The 15,275-nt window shown below is 71.3% G+C and carries 16 protein-coding genes and 1 pseudogene; 4 read left to right on the top strand and 13 right to left on the bottom strand.

Annotation, left to right across the window (positions count from 1 at the left end):
- Positions 1–3: 3 nt before the first annotated feature.
- The 5 genes from ACWPOB_RS07150 to ACWPOB_RS07170 all read right to left on the bottom strand — a co-directional run bounded on the left by ACWPOB_RS07150 (position 4) and on the right by ACWPOB_RS07170 (position 5,397).
- Positions 4–909, bottom strand: coding sequence for a decaprenyl-phosphate phosphoribosyltransferase (locus ACWPOB_RS07150; protein WP_100058310.1), 906 nt, complete (start codon positions 907–909; stop codon positions 4–6).
- The gene (locus tag ACWPOB_RS07155) at positions 906–1,442 is read right to left on the bottom strand and encodes a phosphatase PAP2 family protein (protein ID WP_303682922.1); all 537 of its coding nucleotides are present in this window, start codon (positions 1,440–1,442) and stop codon (positions 906–908) included. The genes ACWPOB_RS07150 and ACWPOB_RS07155 overlap by 4 nt, the downstream gene beginning before the upstream one ends.
- Positions 1,426–3,354, bottom strand: coding sequence for a glycosyltransferase (locus ACWPOB_RS07160; RefSeq protein WP_455400354.1), 1,929 nt, complete (start codon positions 3,352–3,354; stop codon positions 1,426–1,428). The genes ACWPOB_RS07155 and ACWPOB_RS07160 overlap by 17 nt, the downstream gene beginning before the upstream one ends.
- A complete protein-coding gene (gene glf / locus ACWPOB_RS07165; RefSeq protein WP_100058342.1) occupies positions 3,351–4,571 on the bottom strand; it encodes a UDP-galactopyranose mutase in 1,221 nt (406 codons plus the stop codon). The genes ACWPOB_RS07160 and glf overlap by 4 nt, the downstream gene beginning before the upstream one ends.
- A gap of 73 nt (positions 4,572–4,644) precedes the next feature.
- Positions 4,645–5,397 carry a MerR family transcriptional regulator gene (locus ACWPOB_RS07170; protein ID WP_100058343.1) on the bottom strand — a complete coding sequence of 251 codons (753 nt, stop codon included), beginning with the start codon at positions 5,395–5,397 and terminating at the stop codon, positions 4,645–4,647.
- Between the two features lie 132 nt (positions 5,398–5,529).
- Here ACWPOB_RS07170 and ACWPOB_RS07175 point away from each other — a divergent pair, with 132 nt between their 5' ends.
- Positions 5,530–6,003 (top strand): DUF2231 domain-containing protein, encoded by a 474-nt coding sequence (locus ACWPOB_RS07175; RefSeq protein WP_455400355.1) that lies wholly within the window; start codon positions 5,530–5,532, stop codon positions 6,001–6,003.
- Between the two features lie 80 nt (positions 6,004–6,083).
- A complete protein-coding gene (locus ACWPOB_RS07180) occupies positions 6,084–7,214 on the top strand; it encodes a glycosyltransferase (RefSeq protein ID WP_455400356.1) in 1,131 nt (376 codons plus the stop codon).
- Between the two features lie 112 nt (positions 7,215–7,326).
- Here the strand turns inward: ACWPOB_RS07180 and ACWPOB_RS07185 are convergent.
- The 4 genes and pseudogenes from ACWPOB_RS07185 to ACWPOB_RS07200 form a co-directional block, all read right to left on the bottom strand.
- Positions 7,327–8,379, bottom strand: a pseudogene (locus ACWPOB_RS07185) (MFS transporter); the annotation flags it as partial.
- Positions 8,376–9,350 carry an NADPH:quinone reductase gene (locus tag ACWPOB_RS07190; RefSeq protein WP_455400357.1) on the bottom strand — a complete coding sequence of 325 codons (975 nt, stop codon included), beginning with the start codon at positions 9,348–9,350 and terminating at the stop codon, positions 8,376–8,378. The gene ACWPOB_RS07190 and the pseudogene ACWPOB_RS07185, both read right to left, overlap by 4 nt.
- 11 nt (positions 9,351–9,361) lie before the next feature.
- The gene (locus ACWPOB_RS07195; RefSeq protein ID WP_455400358.1) at positions 9,362–10,066 is read right to left on the bottom strand and encodes an AAA family ATPase; all 705 of its coding nucleotides are present in this window, start codon (positions 10,064–10,066) and stop codon (positions 9,362–9,364) included.
- A 34-nt stretch (positions 10,067–10,100) separates the two neighbouring features.
- The gene (locus ACWPOB_RS07200; RefSeq protein ID WP_231772142.1) at positions 10,101–10,727 is read right to left on the bottom strand and encodes an FMN-dependent NADH-azoreductase; all 627 of its coding nucleotides are present in this window, start codon (positions 10,725–10,727) and stop codon (positions 10,101–10,103) included.
- Between the two features lie 201 nt (positions 10,728–10,928).
- Between ACWPOB_RS07200 and ACWPOB_RS07205 the strand changes: the two genes are divergently transcribed.
- Both ACWPOB_RS07205 and ACWPOB_RS07210 read left to right on the top strand, forming a co-directional pair.
- Entirely contained in the window at positions 10,929–11,336 is a 408-nt protein-coding gene (locus tag ACWPOB_RS07205) for a winged helix-turn-helix transcriptional regulator (protein WP_100057032.1), read from the top strand.
- Positions 11,337–11,439: 103 nt separating this feature from the next.
- On the top strand, positions 11,440–12,276 hold the full coding sequence (locus tag ACWPOB_RS07210; protein WP_455400359.1) for a helix-turn-helix transcriptional regulator: 837 nt from the start codon (positions 11,440–11,442) through the stop codon (positions 12,274–12,276).
- Here the strand turns inward: ACWPOB_RS07210 and ACWPOB_RS07215 are convergent.
- The 4 genes from ACWPOB_RS07215 to ACWPOB_RS07230 are packed head-to-tail and all read right to left on the bottom strand — an operon-like array spanning position 12,222 to position 15,214.
- Positions 12,222–12,884 carry an HAD-IB family hydrolase gene (locus ACWPOB_RS07215; RefSeq protein WP_455400360.1) on the bottom strand — a complete coding sequence of 221 codons (663 nt, stop codon included), beginning with the start codon at positions 12,882–12,884 and terminating at the stop codon, positions 12,222–12,224. The genes ACWPOB_RS07210 and ACWPOB_RS07215 overlap by 55 nt on opposite strands.
- A complete protein-coding gene (locus ACWPOB_RS07220) occupies positions 12,881–13,132 on the bottom strand; it encodes a phosphopantetheine-binding protein (protein WP_455400361.1) in 252 nt (83 codons plus the stop codon). The genes ACWPOB_RS07215 and ACWPOB_RS07220 overlap by 4 nt, the downstream gene beginning before the upstream one ends.
- Entirely contained in the window at positions 13,113–14,177 is a 1,065-nt protein-coding gene (locus ACWPOB_RS07225; protein ID WP_455400362.1) for a beta-ketoacyl-ACP synthase III, read from the bottom strand. Before ACWPOB_RS07225 ends, ACWPOB_RS07220 begins: the two co-directional genes overlap by 20 nt.
- Positions 14,174–15,214, bottom strand: a complete 1,041-nt coding sequence (locus ACWPOB_RS07230; protein ID WP_455400363.1) for an AvrD family protein — start codon at positions 15,212–15,214, stop codon at positions 14,174–14,176. The genes ACWPOB_RS07225 and ACWPOB_RS07230 overlap by 4 nt, the downstream gene beginning before the upstream one ends.
- Positions 15,215–15,275: the final 61 nt, after the last annotated feature.

Below are 15,275 nucleotides of genomic sequence, written 5' to 3' on the forward strand. Positions count from 1 at the left end.
AGGTCAGAAGAGGTAGACAGCACCGCCGACCGCCCCGATCCAGGCCACCGCGAGGAGTTGCAGCACCCGGTCCTTCAGGGCGATCTCCTCCGGTTCGCCGGCCTCCCCGCCGTCCACGTCGACCGCGTATCGCAGGATCGCGATCACGAACGGAACCATCGAGATCGCGAACCAGTTGGTGTCGTTGGCCTGGTCGCGCTCGAACGCCCACAGGCCGTAGCAGATGACGACCGCCGTCGCCGACAGCGTCCACACGAACCGCAGGTAGGTGCCCGTGTAGTACTCGAGCGACTTGCGGATCTTCGCGCCGGTCCGCTCCGCGAGCCGCAGCTCCGCGTACCGCTTGCCGGCCGCCATGAACAGCGAGCCGAAGGCCATGATCAGCAGGAACCACTGCGACAGCAGGATCTCCGCGGCCACACCGCCGGCGATCGCCCGGAGGAGGAACCCGGAGGAGACGATGGCGATGTCCAGCACCGGCTGGTGCTTGAGCCCGAAGCAGTAGGCCAGCTGGACGGTGATGTACACCGCCATCACCACCGCGAGCTGCCAGTTCGCCAGGAACGACAGGCCGATCGAGCCGACGAGCAGCACCACCGCCATGCCGTAGGCCAGGTTCACCGGCAGCACGCCGGCGGCGATCGGGCGGAACCGCTTGGTGGGATGGGCGCGGTCGGCCTCGACGTCCATCGCGTCGTTGACCAGGTAGATGCCCGACGCGGCCATGCAGAACACCACGAAGGCCAGGGCGACCGGGATCAGGATGTCCAGCTCGGTCGCCGAGCCGGCCGCGAGCGGCGCGGCCAGCACCAGCACGTTCTTCACCCACTGCCGGGGGCGAACCGCCTTGACGATGCCCTCGGCCAGATTCTTCGGAGGCGCCGCGACGGCTACCGGTTCCTCGCTCATCTCTCTCCAAACTTCTTCTCGGCCCGCACGACGGCCGCGGCGGACGCGGCGCCGAGCGCGGCGCCCGCCAGCACGTCCGTCGGATAGTGGACGCCGAGCACGAGGCGGGACAGCAACATCGGCGGGACCAACACCGCCGGTAAGGGTAGCCCGGTCAGCCGACCGAGCAGCACGGCAGCGGCCGTCGTCGAGGTGGCGTGCGAGGACGGGAAGCTGAGCCGGCTCGGGGTCGACACGTTGACCTGGATGGTCGGGTCCACGGGCCGGGGACGCCGCACGACCCGCTTGACCACGATGGACGCGGCGTGGGCGCCCACGGCGCCGACCGCGACCCCGGCCCAACGCCGCCGGCGCGGGCGGTCGACCAGTGCGCCGACGCCGCCGATCACCGCCCAGCCGAGGGCGTGCTCACCGAAGTGCGACAGCCCACGGGCCGCGGCGATCGCTCCCGGCCGGGAGCCGACCGTGGCCTGCACGGCCTGCAGCACCTGGATCTCCGCCTCGGTGGTCGGCCATTCACGACTCGAAGACACGCTCCCACTCCTCCTTGCTCGTCAGGGCGGGAACCGCGGCCTGGTACTCGTTCTTCAACTCGGGGAACCTGCGTGCCAGCTCGCGGCGCAGCCGCACGGCCTCGGACAGCAGAGCCTGTGCCTGCCGAGGGTCGCGCTTACGGTAGACGACGCCGCGCCCGTCCGCGGTGGTCACGGTCACACCGTCCACCTGCGACAGCAGGAACCAGCGGGCGTCGAGGGTCGGCACGTTCAACTGCGGACGCTCGTGGTGTTCCGGATGCGCCGGCCGCACGTTGTGCACCAGGCCCTTGGCGAGCCGCACCATCTTGCGCACCGCGCCGCGCGGCTCGCCGACCGCCCCGACCTCGGCGCCGGACGGCAGCGGCAGCTCGGTCGACGACGGCAGCACCACGGCGTCGGAGAACCGCTTGCGCAGCGCGTGCACCTCCCCGAGAGCGGTGGGCAGCAGTTCGAACAGGCGGTCCGGTCCGGCGAGGAAGTCCTCGATCGCCTTGTTCTGGATCGCCACCGTCGAGTACTCGAGGCACAACAGGTGCTTGAGCGTGGCCTTGACGGTGTCGAGCACCAGGCCGCGTCCGTCGCCCGGCATGTGCAGCGCCGCCACGACGAGGCGGTTGCGCAGGTGGAAGTACGCCTGCCAGTCGATGGCGTCGTCCTTGTCGCTCCACGCCATGTGCCAGATCGCGGCGCCCGGCATGGTGACGGTCGGGTAGCCGGCGGCACGGGCCCGCAGCCCGTACTCGGCGTCGTCCCACTTGATGAACAGCGGCAGCGGCTGACCGATCTCCTCGGCCACCTGCCGCGGGATCATGCACATCCACCAGCCGTTGTAGTCGACGTCGATGCGCCGGTGCAGCAGCCGCGACTGCTCGCGGTCGCGCAGCGGCTTGGTGGAGAAGTCGTGGTCGTACTCGACGTTCGGCGCGGCCGTCCACATGAAGTCGGCGCGGTTGATCACCTCGCCCATCGTGTGCAGGTGACTGCGTTCCTGCAGGTTGAGCATCTGGCCGCCGACGAGCATCGGGCTCTTGGCGAACCGGGACAGCGCCAGCGCGCGCAGGACCGAGTCCGGTTCCAGCTCGATGTCGTCGTCCATGAACAGGATGTACGGGCATTCGGTGGTCTTCAGCGCCTCGTACATGATGCGGCTGTAGCCGCCCGAGCCGCCGAGGTTGCCCTGGTCGTGGATGGCGAGCCGGTCGCCGAGCGCGGCCGCCGCCTCGGTGAAGCCGGGCTCGTCGCGGACCTTCCGGGTGCCCTGGTCCGGGATGATCACGGCGTCCACGACGTCGAGGACCAGCGGATCGGAGGCCAGGGCGACGAGAGCCTTCACGCAGTCCGTGGGGCGGTTGAAGGTGGGGATGCCCACGACGACGGACGCCTCGCCGGGTGCCTCGACCGGCGCGTACCAGCCCGCCGAGCGCAGCGTGACATCCGAGTCGGTGGTGATGTCGAACCAGATCCAGCCGCCGTCCTCGAACGGGCCGAGATCGATCTCGAACTCGACCGTCGCGACGTCGTCCCCAGCGGGGGCGCCGCCGGAGAACTCGCGGCCCTCGACGTGGATGCGGCTCGAGTCGGCCTTCGAGCGGTACACGTCGGCCCGGCCGTGGCCGGTGAGCTCGAGCCGCAGCACCACGGAGGTGAGCGTGCTCCACCGTCGCCAGTAGCTCGCCGGGAAGGCGTTGAAGTAGGTGCACATCGATACTTCGGACTCGGCGCCGATGTTCAGCGACGTCCGGCCGACGGCGTGGGCGCGCCGTGCGTTGGTCGGCGATTCCTCCAGGTAGAGGGTGCGCACGTCGAGCGGTTCACCCGGGCGCGGCAGGATCACCCGCTGCAGCAGTGCCCTGCCGAGCAGCTCGGGTACCGGCGCGACGGGCTCGGCCAGCTGGTGCCGGGCGCTCACGAGGCGTCCCCCGCCAGCGGCGTGCCCGACTCGAAGTACGGGAGGAGGGCGTTGTCGAACATGCTCAGCGCGCTCGCGATGGCCATGTGCATGTCGAGGTACTGGTAGGTGCCGAGCCGGCCGCCGAACAGCACCTTGTTCTCCGCGGCCTCCCGCTTGGCCCGCTCCCGGTAGGCCGAGAGCGTGGCCCGGTCCTCCGGGGTGTTGATCGGGTAGTACGGCTCGTCGTCGTTGCCGGCGAAGCGCGAGTACTCGCGCATGATCACCGTCTTGTCCGTGGGGTAGCCCTCCCGCTCGGGGTGGAAGTGCCGGAACTCGTGGATGCGGGTGTAGGGCACGTCGGCGTCGTTGTAGTTCATCACCGGGGTTCCCTGGAAGTCGCCGGTGGGCAGCACCTCGGTCTCGAAGTCGAGGGTGCGCCAGCCGAGGCGGCCCTCGGCGTAGTCGAAGTAGCGGTCGAGCGGCCCGGTGTAGACGACGGGGGCGTCCGGGCTCGCGGCGCGGATCTCGTCGCGCACCTCGAACCAGTCGGTGTCGAGCCGCACCTCGATCTTCTCGTCCTTCGCCATGTTCTCGAGCCACGCGGTGTAGCCGTCGACGGGCAGGCCCTCGTAGGTGTCGTTGAAGTACCGGTTGTCGAAGGTGTAGCGGACCGGCAGGCGGGCGATGTTGCCGGCGGGCAGTTCCTTCGGGTCGGTCTGCCACTGCTTGGCGGTGTAGTCGCGCACGAACGCCTCGTAGAGCGGCCGGCCGATCAGGGAGATGGCCTTCTCCTCGAGGTTCTGCGCCTCCGCGGTGTCGATCTCGGCGGCCTGCTCCTTGATCAGGGCACGCGCCTCCTCGGGGCTGAAGTACCGGCCGAAGAACTGGGACACCAGCCCGAGACCCATCGGGAACTGGTAGGCCTGGCCCTTGTGCATCGCGAACACGCGGTGCTGGTAGTTCGTGAAGCCGGTGAACTGGTTCACGTAGTCCCACACCCGCTTGTTGGAGGTGTGGAACAGGTGGGCGCCGTACTTGTGGATCTCGATGCCCGTCTCGGGTTCGGGCTCCGAGTAGGCGTTGCCGCCGAGGTGGTGGCGGCGCTCGACGACGAGAACGCGTTTGCCGAGTTGCGTGGCGGCACGCTCGGCGATCGTCAGTCCGAAGAACCCGGAGCCGACGACGATCAGGTCGTACTCACGGGTGGCAGGCTGGGGCGAGGGTGCAGCAGTCACGGAAGACCAGGGTAGGCGACCCGCGGGGCCGTGCGCGTTTCCGGTAGCGGGAGCGACCGGAAACGCGCACGGGTCAGGCCAGGTGAGCCCGCAGGGCGGACCGGACGAATTCCGCACCCGCCGGGCCGCCGTAGTTCGCGGCGAAGCGCTCGTCCGCGACATACATCTCTGCCAGGCCCAGGACGTACTCCCGGTTCGGCTCCTCCCCGTGGCCCGGGGTACCGGGGATGCTGCCGAGCCACGCGACGTGGCGACGGGCCAGGTCCTGCCCCTCCGGGCCGGCCGGATCGAGACCGGCGGCCGCGGCGGCCGTCCAGTCCGCGCCCAGGCGGGCGGCGACGGACTTCCAGTCGTCGCGCTCGGCCTCGCTCATGCCACGCCACCAGCGGTCACTGCTGTCGTAGGCGTCCTGGCCCCAGCGTTCGATCACCTCGTCGCGGTACTGCGTGTGGTCGAATCCGTCGAACACTTCGTTCGCCATCAGTTCCTCACCTCTCTCGGTCCTGCGGATGGTCATGCGCACCGACTCGATCTGCCGGTCCAGCCGCCGCTGCTCGTGCTCGAGCAGTTCCAGATGCACGCGCAGCGCCGCGGTGGCGTCGCGATGGCCGTCGAGCACCTCGGCGACGGCCGGCAGTCCCAGGCCGAGGTCGCGCAGCAGCAGGATGCGCTGCAGCCGGACCAGGGCGTCGGCGTCGTAGAACCGCATGCCGCCCGGGCCGGTGCGGCTGGGCTCGAGCACGCCCACGTCGCCGTAGTGCCGCAGGGTGCGGCTGGTGACGCCGGCCGCGCGGGCCAGTTCCTGGATGGACCATTCGCCTTTCATCGCGGGCCTCTCTCGTCGGGTACGCCCAGGATGCGTCCTGACGTCGCGTCAACGTCAAGCCCGTTCGGATCCCGTTCGTCCGGATCGGCGCCTACGGTTTCCCTGGACGCTCCGGCCGGAAGGAGAAACGGTATGACGCTGATCGGCGGACTGCCCGCTCACCCGCTGCTCGTGCACGCGGTCGTCGTGCTGGTGCCCCTGGTGTCGACGGGGCTGATCCTGTGCGCGCTGTGGCCGGCCGCGCGCCGGCACCTGCTGTGGCCGGTCGTGGTGCTGGCGGCCGCGGCGCTGGTGCTGACGCCGCTCACCGCCGAGACCGGCGAGCAGCTCGCCGGCGCCCTGGGCGAGACCCCGCTGATCGCGGCCCACGAGGAGCTCGGCGAGACCATGACCCTCGTCGTCGCGCTGTTGTTCGCCGCGACGGCGCTGCTCGCGGGGGCGCACGTGCTGCGCGGCCGCGGCGGCGGGCGACGGGCCCTGACGGTCGTCGCGGCGGTGCTGGCCGTCGTCGCCGCGGTGGGCGCGACGGTGCAGACCGTCCGGGTCGGCGAGTCCGGCGCGGAGGCCGTGTGGACCGGCCGCGTGCCGCCCGCGACGGCCGACTGACGGAGAGATTCGACGCGCGTTCACCGCGGCGCCCGGCGCCGTTGCCGCACCCGTCGCCGCGTCCCGGCTCAATGAGAACGGTGCGCATCGTTCAGCTCGCCAACTTCTACGGCCCCCGGTCGGGCGGCCTGCGCACGGCGCTGCACCAGTGGGGCGGCGGGTACACCGCGCGGGGGCACGACGTCGCGCTGATCGTGCCCGGACCCCGTCGCGGCGAGGAACTGCTCGGCAACGGGGTCCTGCGGATCACCGTGCCGGCGCCGGTCGTCCCGTGGACCGGCGGGTACCGGGTGGCCGACCCGCGGCGTGTCGCGGACGTGCTGCGCGGCCTGCGGCCCGACGCGGTGGAGGTGTCGGACCGGCTGACGCTGCGCGGATTCGGGCGGTGGGCGCGACGGCGCGACGTGCGCAGCGTCGTCGTCTCCCACGAGCGGCTCGACCGCCTCCTCGGCCAGGTGCTGCCGGCGCCGGTCGCCCGGCGGGCCGCCGACCTGGCCAACCGGCGGATGGCCACCGACTACGACACGGTGGTGTGCACGACGGAATTCGCGAGCACGGAGTTCACCCGCATCGGCACGCCGAATCTGGTGCGGGTGCCGCTCGGCGTGGACCTGGACCGCTTCCACCCCGCCCGCCACGACCGCCGCCTGCGCGAGCGGCTCGTACCGGATTCGTCCCGGCTGCTGCTGCACTGCGGCCGGCTGTCGGTCGAGAAGAAGGCGGAGCGCAGCATCGATGCGGCGCGCCTGCTGCACCGGCGCGGGCACGACGTCCACCTGGTCGTCGCGGGCGACGGGCCGCGACGTCACGCCCTGGAGCACAAGGCGAAAGGGCTCCCGGTGACGTTCACCGGATTCATCGGCGACCCCGATCGGCTGGCCGCGCTGTTCGCCACCGCCGACGTCTCGCTGGCCCCGGGACCGCACGAGACGTTCTGCCTGTCGGCGCTCGAATCGCTGGCCGCCGGCACCCCGGTGGTGGCGTCGCGGTCGTCGGCGCTCACCGAGATCCTCACCCCCCAGTGCGGGGTACTGTCCGCCGACCGCGACGCGGCCTTCGCCGACGCGATCGACGAATTACTGGGCGCCCCCGACCTTTTCCTGCGCCGCTCGGCGCGACGTCGCGCCGAGCAGTTCGGGTGGGCGGCGTCGGTGGACAGGATGCTCGCGGTCCTCGGCGACCCCGGGTGCCCGGCCGGAACCGAGCGGTAGGCCGACCGGACGAGATCGCCGCCAGCGCAGCCCCACCCGTCCACACGCCGGCGGCGGCGAGGGCGGTCGCGGAGAACGACGAGGCCGTCGCGGCGATCTGCGGCCCCAGCCCCGCTCCGACGAACAGCGCGCAGGTGTAGAGCGCTGTCCCGGCACCACGGTGCGGGCCCGAACGATCGAGCACGAGAGCGATCAGAGCGGGGGCGATCACCGCCACACAGAACGTGATCGCGGCGAAGGCGGCCACCGGCGCGGCCTGCGCCACCGTCGCGCAGGCCGCCGCCACGAGGAGGAAGACGACGATGCGGTGCCCGGTCCCGATCCGGCCGAGCAGACCCGACAGCAGCGGTGCCGCGACGATCGCCGGCAGCGCCGACGCCCGGAAGACCAGCAGATCGTCGGGATCTGCCACCACGGCGAAGCGTTGGACGCCGGTATGGAGCGCCACGAAACCGGCCAGCACCGTGGCGGTGACCGTCAGCACGGCGACCGTGCGTGCCGATCCGAGCAGCGCGACGGCCGCCGCCCCCGGCTGCGGGCCGGGCCGCGGCGGTGGTTCGTCGTCGACCGCGGCGAGCACCGCCACCGTCGCCACGGCGAACAGGACAGCACCGATCCCGAAGAACCACCGCCAGCCGGCGAGCGCGGACACGGCCTGGGCGGCGATCTGCCCGAGGACGACCGACGCGAGGAAGGACCCGGTGAGCACCGACAGTGCCGTCGCCCGGCGAGCCACCGCGATCCGGGTGCCGACGTACGCGAAGGCGGCAGGCGCGAACGCCGCGGCCACCGCGCCCTGCAGCACCCGTGCGGCGATCATCCACGTCGCATCCCGGGCGGTGGCGACCAGCACGGTGACCGGGACGAGCGCACCCAGACCCATCAACAGGGTCCGCCGCGGTCCGATGCGGTCGACGACGGCACCCCACCCGAGGAACCCCACCGCATAGGCGATACCGAACGCGGTGTGGGTCACGGTGACCCGCTGCGCGTCGAGGCCCAGGTCGTCGGCGAGGACACCGAAGATGGGGATCACGGCGTAGAGCTGGGACAGCACGAGCACCGCGAGGAGTCCGAGCAGTACGACGACCGGAAGGAACGCCGCCACGGCATCCTCCTCGCCGGACGACCGCTCCCGGGGCGAGGCGAGGTCCGGCTCCGTCATTCGGGCAGCCCCAGCACGACCTTCCCGAGCACCCCACGCTCGACCGCCTCGTGCGCCGCCGCCACCTCGTGCAGGGGGAACCACACCGTCGGCAACGGGGTGAGCGCGCCGTCCTCGAGTGCCGCCGTGATGCCGCGCACCGCGTCCTCCTGGGCCCGCGGACCGATGGTGTAGACGAGCATGAAGTGGGTTCGGATGTTCCGGGCCATCAACCGCTGCACGGGAATCGGCGGCGGTTCGGGTTCGGGTGCGTACACGACGACGGTGCCGTGGTCGGCGAGCACCTCGAGGTCGAGGTCGAGGTTGCGTCCCAGGGCGAGTTCCAGAATGCGCCCGACGCCGTCCGGCGCGGCGGCCCGCAGCGCCGCGGCGGCCTCGGAGCTGCGGTAGTCGACCACCACGGACGCCCCCGCCGCGCGCGCGAGCCGTGCCTTCTCGTCCGTGCTCGCCGTGGCCAGCACCGTGGCACCGGCCCGGCTCGCCAGCTGCACGGCCGCGTTCCCCACTGCGCCGGCCCCGCCCGCCACCAGCACGGTCGCACCGTCGAGCGGGCCGTCCGCGAACAGGGCATGCCATGCGGTCATGAACGGGATGCCGAGCCCGGCGGCGAGCTCGTCCTCGACGTGCTCGGGCAGGTTCACCGCCTGCCGATCGGGGACACAGGTCCACTGGGCTGCGGTGCCGTGCCGGCGCCGCCACGCGGCGTTCCACACCCAGACCCGGGAACCGATGCGGCCGGGATCGGCACCCGGCCCCACTGCGTCGACGACTCCGACGCCGTCCGAGTGTGGAATCTGCCACTGCAGCGGCGTCCCCCGGCCGTGCAGCCGGGCCCGCCAATCGGACGGGTTGACCGCGGACAGCCGGAGGCGGACCCGCACCTCCCCCGGCCCGGGCTCCGGCCGCGGCATCCGGCGAACGTCGAGCACGTCCCGGGCCGCGCCGAGGCGCTCGTACACCGCCGCGAGCATGTCCGGCACCGTCAGACTCCCGCCCGTGCGGTCTCGATGCGGGTGTCGATGGCGGCGTACTCGTCGAGCGCCCGGGCAACGGCGACGTCGACCGGCAGCACCGGGGTGAAGCCGAAGAGCTCGGCGATCCGCTCCAACCGGGCCGGCAGGTCGCCGCCCACCACGTGGAACGGAATCGCCAGTTCCGCCATGATCTCCTCGAGCATGCGGTCGGCCCGGGCACGGAAGTGCTCGTTGACCGGACGATGCCCGTCCGCGCTGAGCGGCAGCTCGTTGGGCAGGTGCACGAAGGCGTCGAACGTCTCCTTCACGTGCCGCTTGAACGCCTTGCCCAGTTCGGCGACGACGTCCTCGAAGTAGGCCAGTTCGGGCGTGCGCGGCACGGGCACCCCTTCGCCCAGCCCCACCGACTCGTTCGGGTTGATGCCGTAGGTGACCCGGACGGAGCCGTAGATCCATTCCTGCAGCGACGAACCGTCGGAGATGAACCCGTCCCACAGGTTCCGTTCGTGGATCGCCCGATCGACGTGCCGGACGACGATCATCTGCAGCAGCTCCGCGGACGTGCATTCCTCGAGCGTCTTCCCGGGGGCGGCCTCGGGGAGGATCTCCCGCATAGTCTTCGGCCGGGTGCGGGGGATGCCCGTGTACTCGGACAACGCGATGGAGGTCAGTGTCTTTCCGGAGGAATAGGTTCCCGAGATTCCCAAGCGCATTGCGCGTGCCTTTCCGTGGCGGTGTTCGCGGTGGTCAGAAGTTGGCCGCGAGCTTCTGTGCGTGCGCCACGTGGCCGGCCAGGTCCTCGTCGGGGGCGCCGGTCAGAACGGTCGGGGCGAACCGGACGACCTCGGTGTCGGTGATGCCGACGAAGCGCAGCCAGTCGTCGAAGAAGGTGGTGGCGAAGTCCGCGCCGAACTCGAGCGGCACGCCCGGCGCGTAGACCCCGCTGGTGTAGACGGCGAGAGCCCGCTTGCCGGTCAGCAGCCCCTCGTATCCGGTGGTGGGGTCGAAGCCGAACGCCCAGCCGGGCTGCGTGACGATGTCGATCCACTGCTTGAGGACGTACGGCACACCCGCGTTCCACATCGGCACGTTGAACACGTACACGTCGGCCGCCGCGAAGCGGTCGAACACGGCCCGGGCCGCGTCCCACGCCGCCTTCTGCTCGGCGGTCTGTTCCTGGCCGCCGAAGACGGCCATCTTGGCGTCGGCAGCGACCGTGCCGAACTCCGGCAGGTCCGCGGAGAACAGGTCGAGGGTGTCGACCTCGAGATCGGGCCGGCGATCCGCCAGCGCCTCGACGAAGGCCCGCGCGATGGCGAGGGACTGGCTGTGTTCGCCACGGGCAGAGGCGTTCACATGCAGGAGCTTGGTCATCGGGATCCTCTCGGAAGATGTCGTCGCAGGCCGCGGGTGCCGACGAGCAGGCCGCCACCCGCACACGCAGCTAGGCTGCAGGGGACAGCATCATCCGCGTGCCGCGGCAGCTCAAGACGGCACTTTCGAGTGCCTCGGGCACCTCGAGGTTCCCGGGCTGCGGCGGGCCGCGGGTGCGGGGCACGGCTACGGGGGAATTCGATGACGACGACCGCCGGTGAACGACGCGAGCGGGAGAAGGCCCGGTACAGCATCTACCTGGCCGGATGCCCGGCACGTCAGGTGCTGGAGACCTTGAGCAACAAGTGGGCGACGCTGATCCTGTCGGCCCTGACGGACGGCCCGCGGCGGCACAGCGAATTGCGCCGCACGATCGCCGGCGTGAGCCAGAAGATGCTCACCACCACGCTGCGGACCCTCGAGCGTGACGGTGTCGTGGAGCGGACGGTGACGCCGTCGGTCCCGCCGCGGGTGGACTACCGCCTCACGCCCCTCGGCGAGTCCCTGGTCCCGATCGTCGCCGAGCTCAAGGACTGGGCGGAGTCGAACATCGCCGACATCCTGGTGCATCGCGAGCAGTACGACCGCGCGACCCGCAACACCGGGTGACGTGGTCCGCCGCACCGACTCCCCTGTGATTTCGAACGCAGTCGACCCCTGGGACGGCGGGCGGCATTGACCTGCCGCACCGTCGTCGATTGGATTCACGCCTGTGAACGCGACGTCGAAGGAAAATCGCAGAACCGAGCTGAGCATCTTCCTCCGTCGGCACCGGGCCCGGCTGTCGCCCTCGGATGTGGGCCTCGTCACCTCGGGCCGGCGGCGCACGCCCGGCCTTCGCCGTGAGGAGGTCGCCGCGCTGGCGAACGTCGGGCTCTCCTGGTACACCTGGCTCGAGCAGGGCCGGCCCATCAACGTCTCATCCCAGGTGCTCGACGCGATCTCGCGCGCATTGCGCCTCGACGACGCGGAGCGGATCCACCTGCGACTGCTCGCGGGGGCGCCCGACCGGTCCCCGAACACGCAGCAGCGCAGCACAGTTCGCGACGATCTGCTCCAGCACATCGTCGACGGTTTCCGCGAGCCGGCCTACATCGTCAACCGGCACTGGTGCGTGGAGGTGGCCAACATCCCGGCCCGGGACCTGCTCGACGTCCGGGCGGGCACCAATTGCCTGGTCCGGTTCTTCACGGAAGACGGTCGCGCACAGAGGTACTGTGATCCGGAGGCCACGGCGCGAAGTCTCGTCGGCCGGTACCGTCTCCAGGTGGCGCGCTACGTCGACGATCCCGTGTTCGCCGAGACCGCGCGCCGGCTCTGCCGGGAGAGCGAGGTGTTCGCCGCGCTGTGGGACGAACGCTCCGTGTGCGCGGAACCGCCCGAACTCCTCGCCTTCCGCCACGAGGAGTTCGGGCGCATCGACTTCCGCACCGTCTCGTTCCCGCTCGGGTCCGATCCGAGCCGGGCCCTCGTTCTACAGATTCCCGAATCCGGCTATCGGTCCACCGGTTCGGACACGCCGGTGCGGATCGAACGCGTCGCGGGATAACCGGGCATCCCCTCCCCCACCACGACGCGTTCCCCCGTCAGATCGAGCATCGGCGCATCCGAGACGTGGTCGCCGTACGCGATCGAGCGGCCGAGATCCGTTCCGTGGGCACGGGCATACGCCGCCACGGCGCGCGCCTTGTCCGGGCCCAGCATCGTGGCGCGCACGACGCCGGTGTATCGCCCCGCGGACGACTCCAGGTCGGTGCACAGCACGGCCGCCGCACCGATGTGTTCGGCGATGGGATCCAGGGCCGGCGCGAAGGACCCGGAGACGAGAACGATCGCGGTACCGTCCGAGGTCCGCGCGGCGAGGTCCGCGAGCACGGCTTCGTGGAAGAACCCGCCCTCGGACAGCTGTCGCGCGAACCACCGTCGGCCCACAGCCGCGACCTCAGCGATCGAACGACCCTGCCACCACGTGTAGTACGCCCGGTTGGTCACCGATCGTGGCACCCCGCGCGCCCTCAGCGACCGGAGTCCGGCGAGGTGCGCCCGCGCCTGCGCACCGACGCCACGCTCGGCACCGTCGAACAGCAGCAGCGAGAACAACGTCACCCGCGCGACGAGCGTCTCGTCCACGTCGACGAACGCACACCGTGCGGTCACGCCGTCGCGACGTCGTCCACCCGCAGGCGGTTGACCAGATCCGCCACGCCCTGGAACGTGTGCGCCGCCACCATGTCCTCCTCCGCGACGGCGATCGCGTATCGGGCGGACAGGATCGACCCGAGCTCGACGAGCACCAGGGAATCGAAGTTGAGGTCGTCGAAGGTGGTGTGTTCGTCGAGGGGCCCGGAGAATTCGGGGAAGTGCTCGTCGACGACGGCCGCGATGTCACGATACGAGAGAGTCATCCTGCGCTCCTGTGTGAGAGTGGGAAGAGACGAGGCGCGGCCACGTCACCGCGGCCGCGCCCCAGGTGGTTCCACCGCCGAAGGCGGTGAGGATCATGCGTTCTCCCGCCCCGATCCGCTGGGCGGCGTCGGCGAGGGCGAGGGGAATCGACGCCGCGCTCGTGTTGCCGACCCGGTCCAGGTGCACGAGAGCACGTTCCGCGGGCAGCCCGAGCCGGTAGGACACCGATCGGAGGATCCGGAGGTTGGCCTGATGCGCCACGAGACGATCCACCGCCGCCGGTGTCCAGCCGACCCGGCCCATGACGGAGGCCGCGGACTCCGACATCGCCGCCACGGCCGCCTCGAACACCCGCTTGCCCTGCATCGTGAAGTAGCGGTTCCATCCGGTCGAGGCGGATTCGCTGGTTCGTTCCCGGGAGCCGCCCCCGGGCACCATGATCAAGTCGGCCTGTCCCCCGTCGGAACCCAGGTGGGTCGCGAGTACCGCACCGTCCTCGTCGCGGTGTCCGGCCCGCAGCACCATGGCGCCGGCTCCGTCGCCGAAGATCACCGCCGTGTTCCGATCCCCGGGATCGAGAATCGTGCTGAAGGAGTCGGCTCCGACGACGAGCACCCGCTCGGCGCCACCCGCGCGGATCGTCGACTCCGCCAGCATCAGGGCGTAGAGGAAACCGCTGCACACGGCCGCGACGTCGAATGCCGGCACCGGGCCGAGGCCCAGCCGGCTGGCGACGCTGGGTGCGGTTGCGGGACAGGGATGGTCGGGGGTGGTCGTCGCCAGGATCACCATGTCGACCGTAGGTTCTCCCGCAGACGCCAGGGCTCGCCGGCTCGCGGCCACCGCGAGGTCGCTCGTGGCGGTGCCGGCGGACACGAAGTGCCGGAAGCCGATTCCGGTCCGCTGGCGGATCCACTCGTCGCTCGTGTCCAGGCGGTGCTCGAACGCCGCATTGGGGATCGCCTCCCCGGGAACGTATCCGCCGATTCCCGCGATCACGGCGGCGCGCGTTCCCCGGTCGCGGGCGCCCGCTGCGGTGGTCACCGCAGGTCCGATCCGGCGGCGGGCGCCGGCAGTTCGTGCGCGACCGAGCAGCGCACGGCGAGGCCGTTCCGCTCGGAGACGATGTCGCACGCGCGCCACAGCGCGCCGCCACGGGCGAGGGAGCGGAGCGCCTCCAGCGCCACGGTGACGGGCACCTCGGCCTCGGTGTGCACGGCCGGATCGGTGGTGCGCAGAACCGTGCGGCGCATCCACAGCGTGTTGCTCGTGGCGCGATCGATCCCGTCGAGTTCGTACATCAGGATCTGGCCGAGTTGCAATGTCTCCACGAATGCGTCGACGAGCGTCACGTGCGGCTCGTACCGTGCCGCCAGTCCGGCGCGGGGTACGCCGTCGCCGGGGCCGGCGACGAGCCTCGACCGGGCATGCGCGACGGTACCGTCCACGCGGATGTCCCGCGTGCGCATCTCGTGGGTGCGGTACCCGTCGGCGTAGGGTCCGGCCGCGTGGGCGAGCAGACGGTCGGCCACGGCCGGGTCGAGGCGCGACGCGGGCGTCCCCACTCCGGGGTGGACGACCTCCAGCTCGACCGCGAAGCCGGCGACCTGCACCCGCACCGCGTCCACGTACGCACTTCGTCCGGCGTGCTCGTCACGACCGGGCTCCACCTCGGATCGGACGTGTTCGGCTGTCACGTCGAGGTTTCCGAGATCGTGCTCGACGGGCGCGGCGGCCGCGCGGATCACCACCGACCGCACCCACACCGCCGCCAGATCGGCCTCGTCGAGACCGTACGCGGCCCCGATCACCGCGCCCGCCGCCCGCGTGGCGACGAGCAGAACGTCGATCGTGCTCAGGTGCGGGCGCTGCGCCGTCGTGCCCTTCGTCGACCAGTCCGACGGGCATTCCACGCCGGCGTTCGCCCTGATCCCGGTCGCCGGGTGGTCGAGGAGACCGGCGAAGCGGAGGTTCTGCCGGACTCGGCGATAACCGGCCCCGAAGAACCTGCCCTCGGCCGGGCCGAGGTATCGGCTCGGTGAGTCGAGCGTGAAACTGCCCTGTGCCACGGCCGCTGCCATGTGTCTACCCCCAGATCACATCGGTGTCCGAACACGGTGTCCGGCACCATCGTGAACCGGC

The sequence above is a fragment of the Rhodococcus sp. 2H158 genome, from assembly GCF_053764755.1.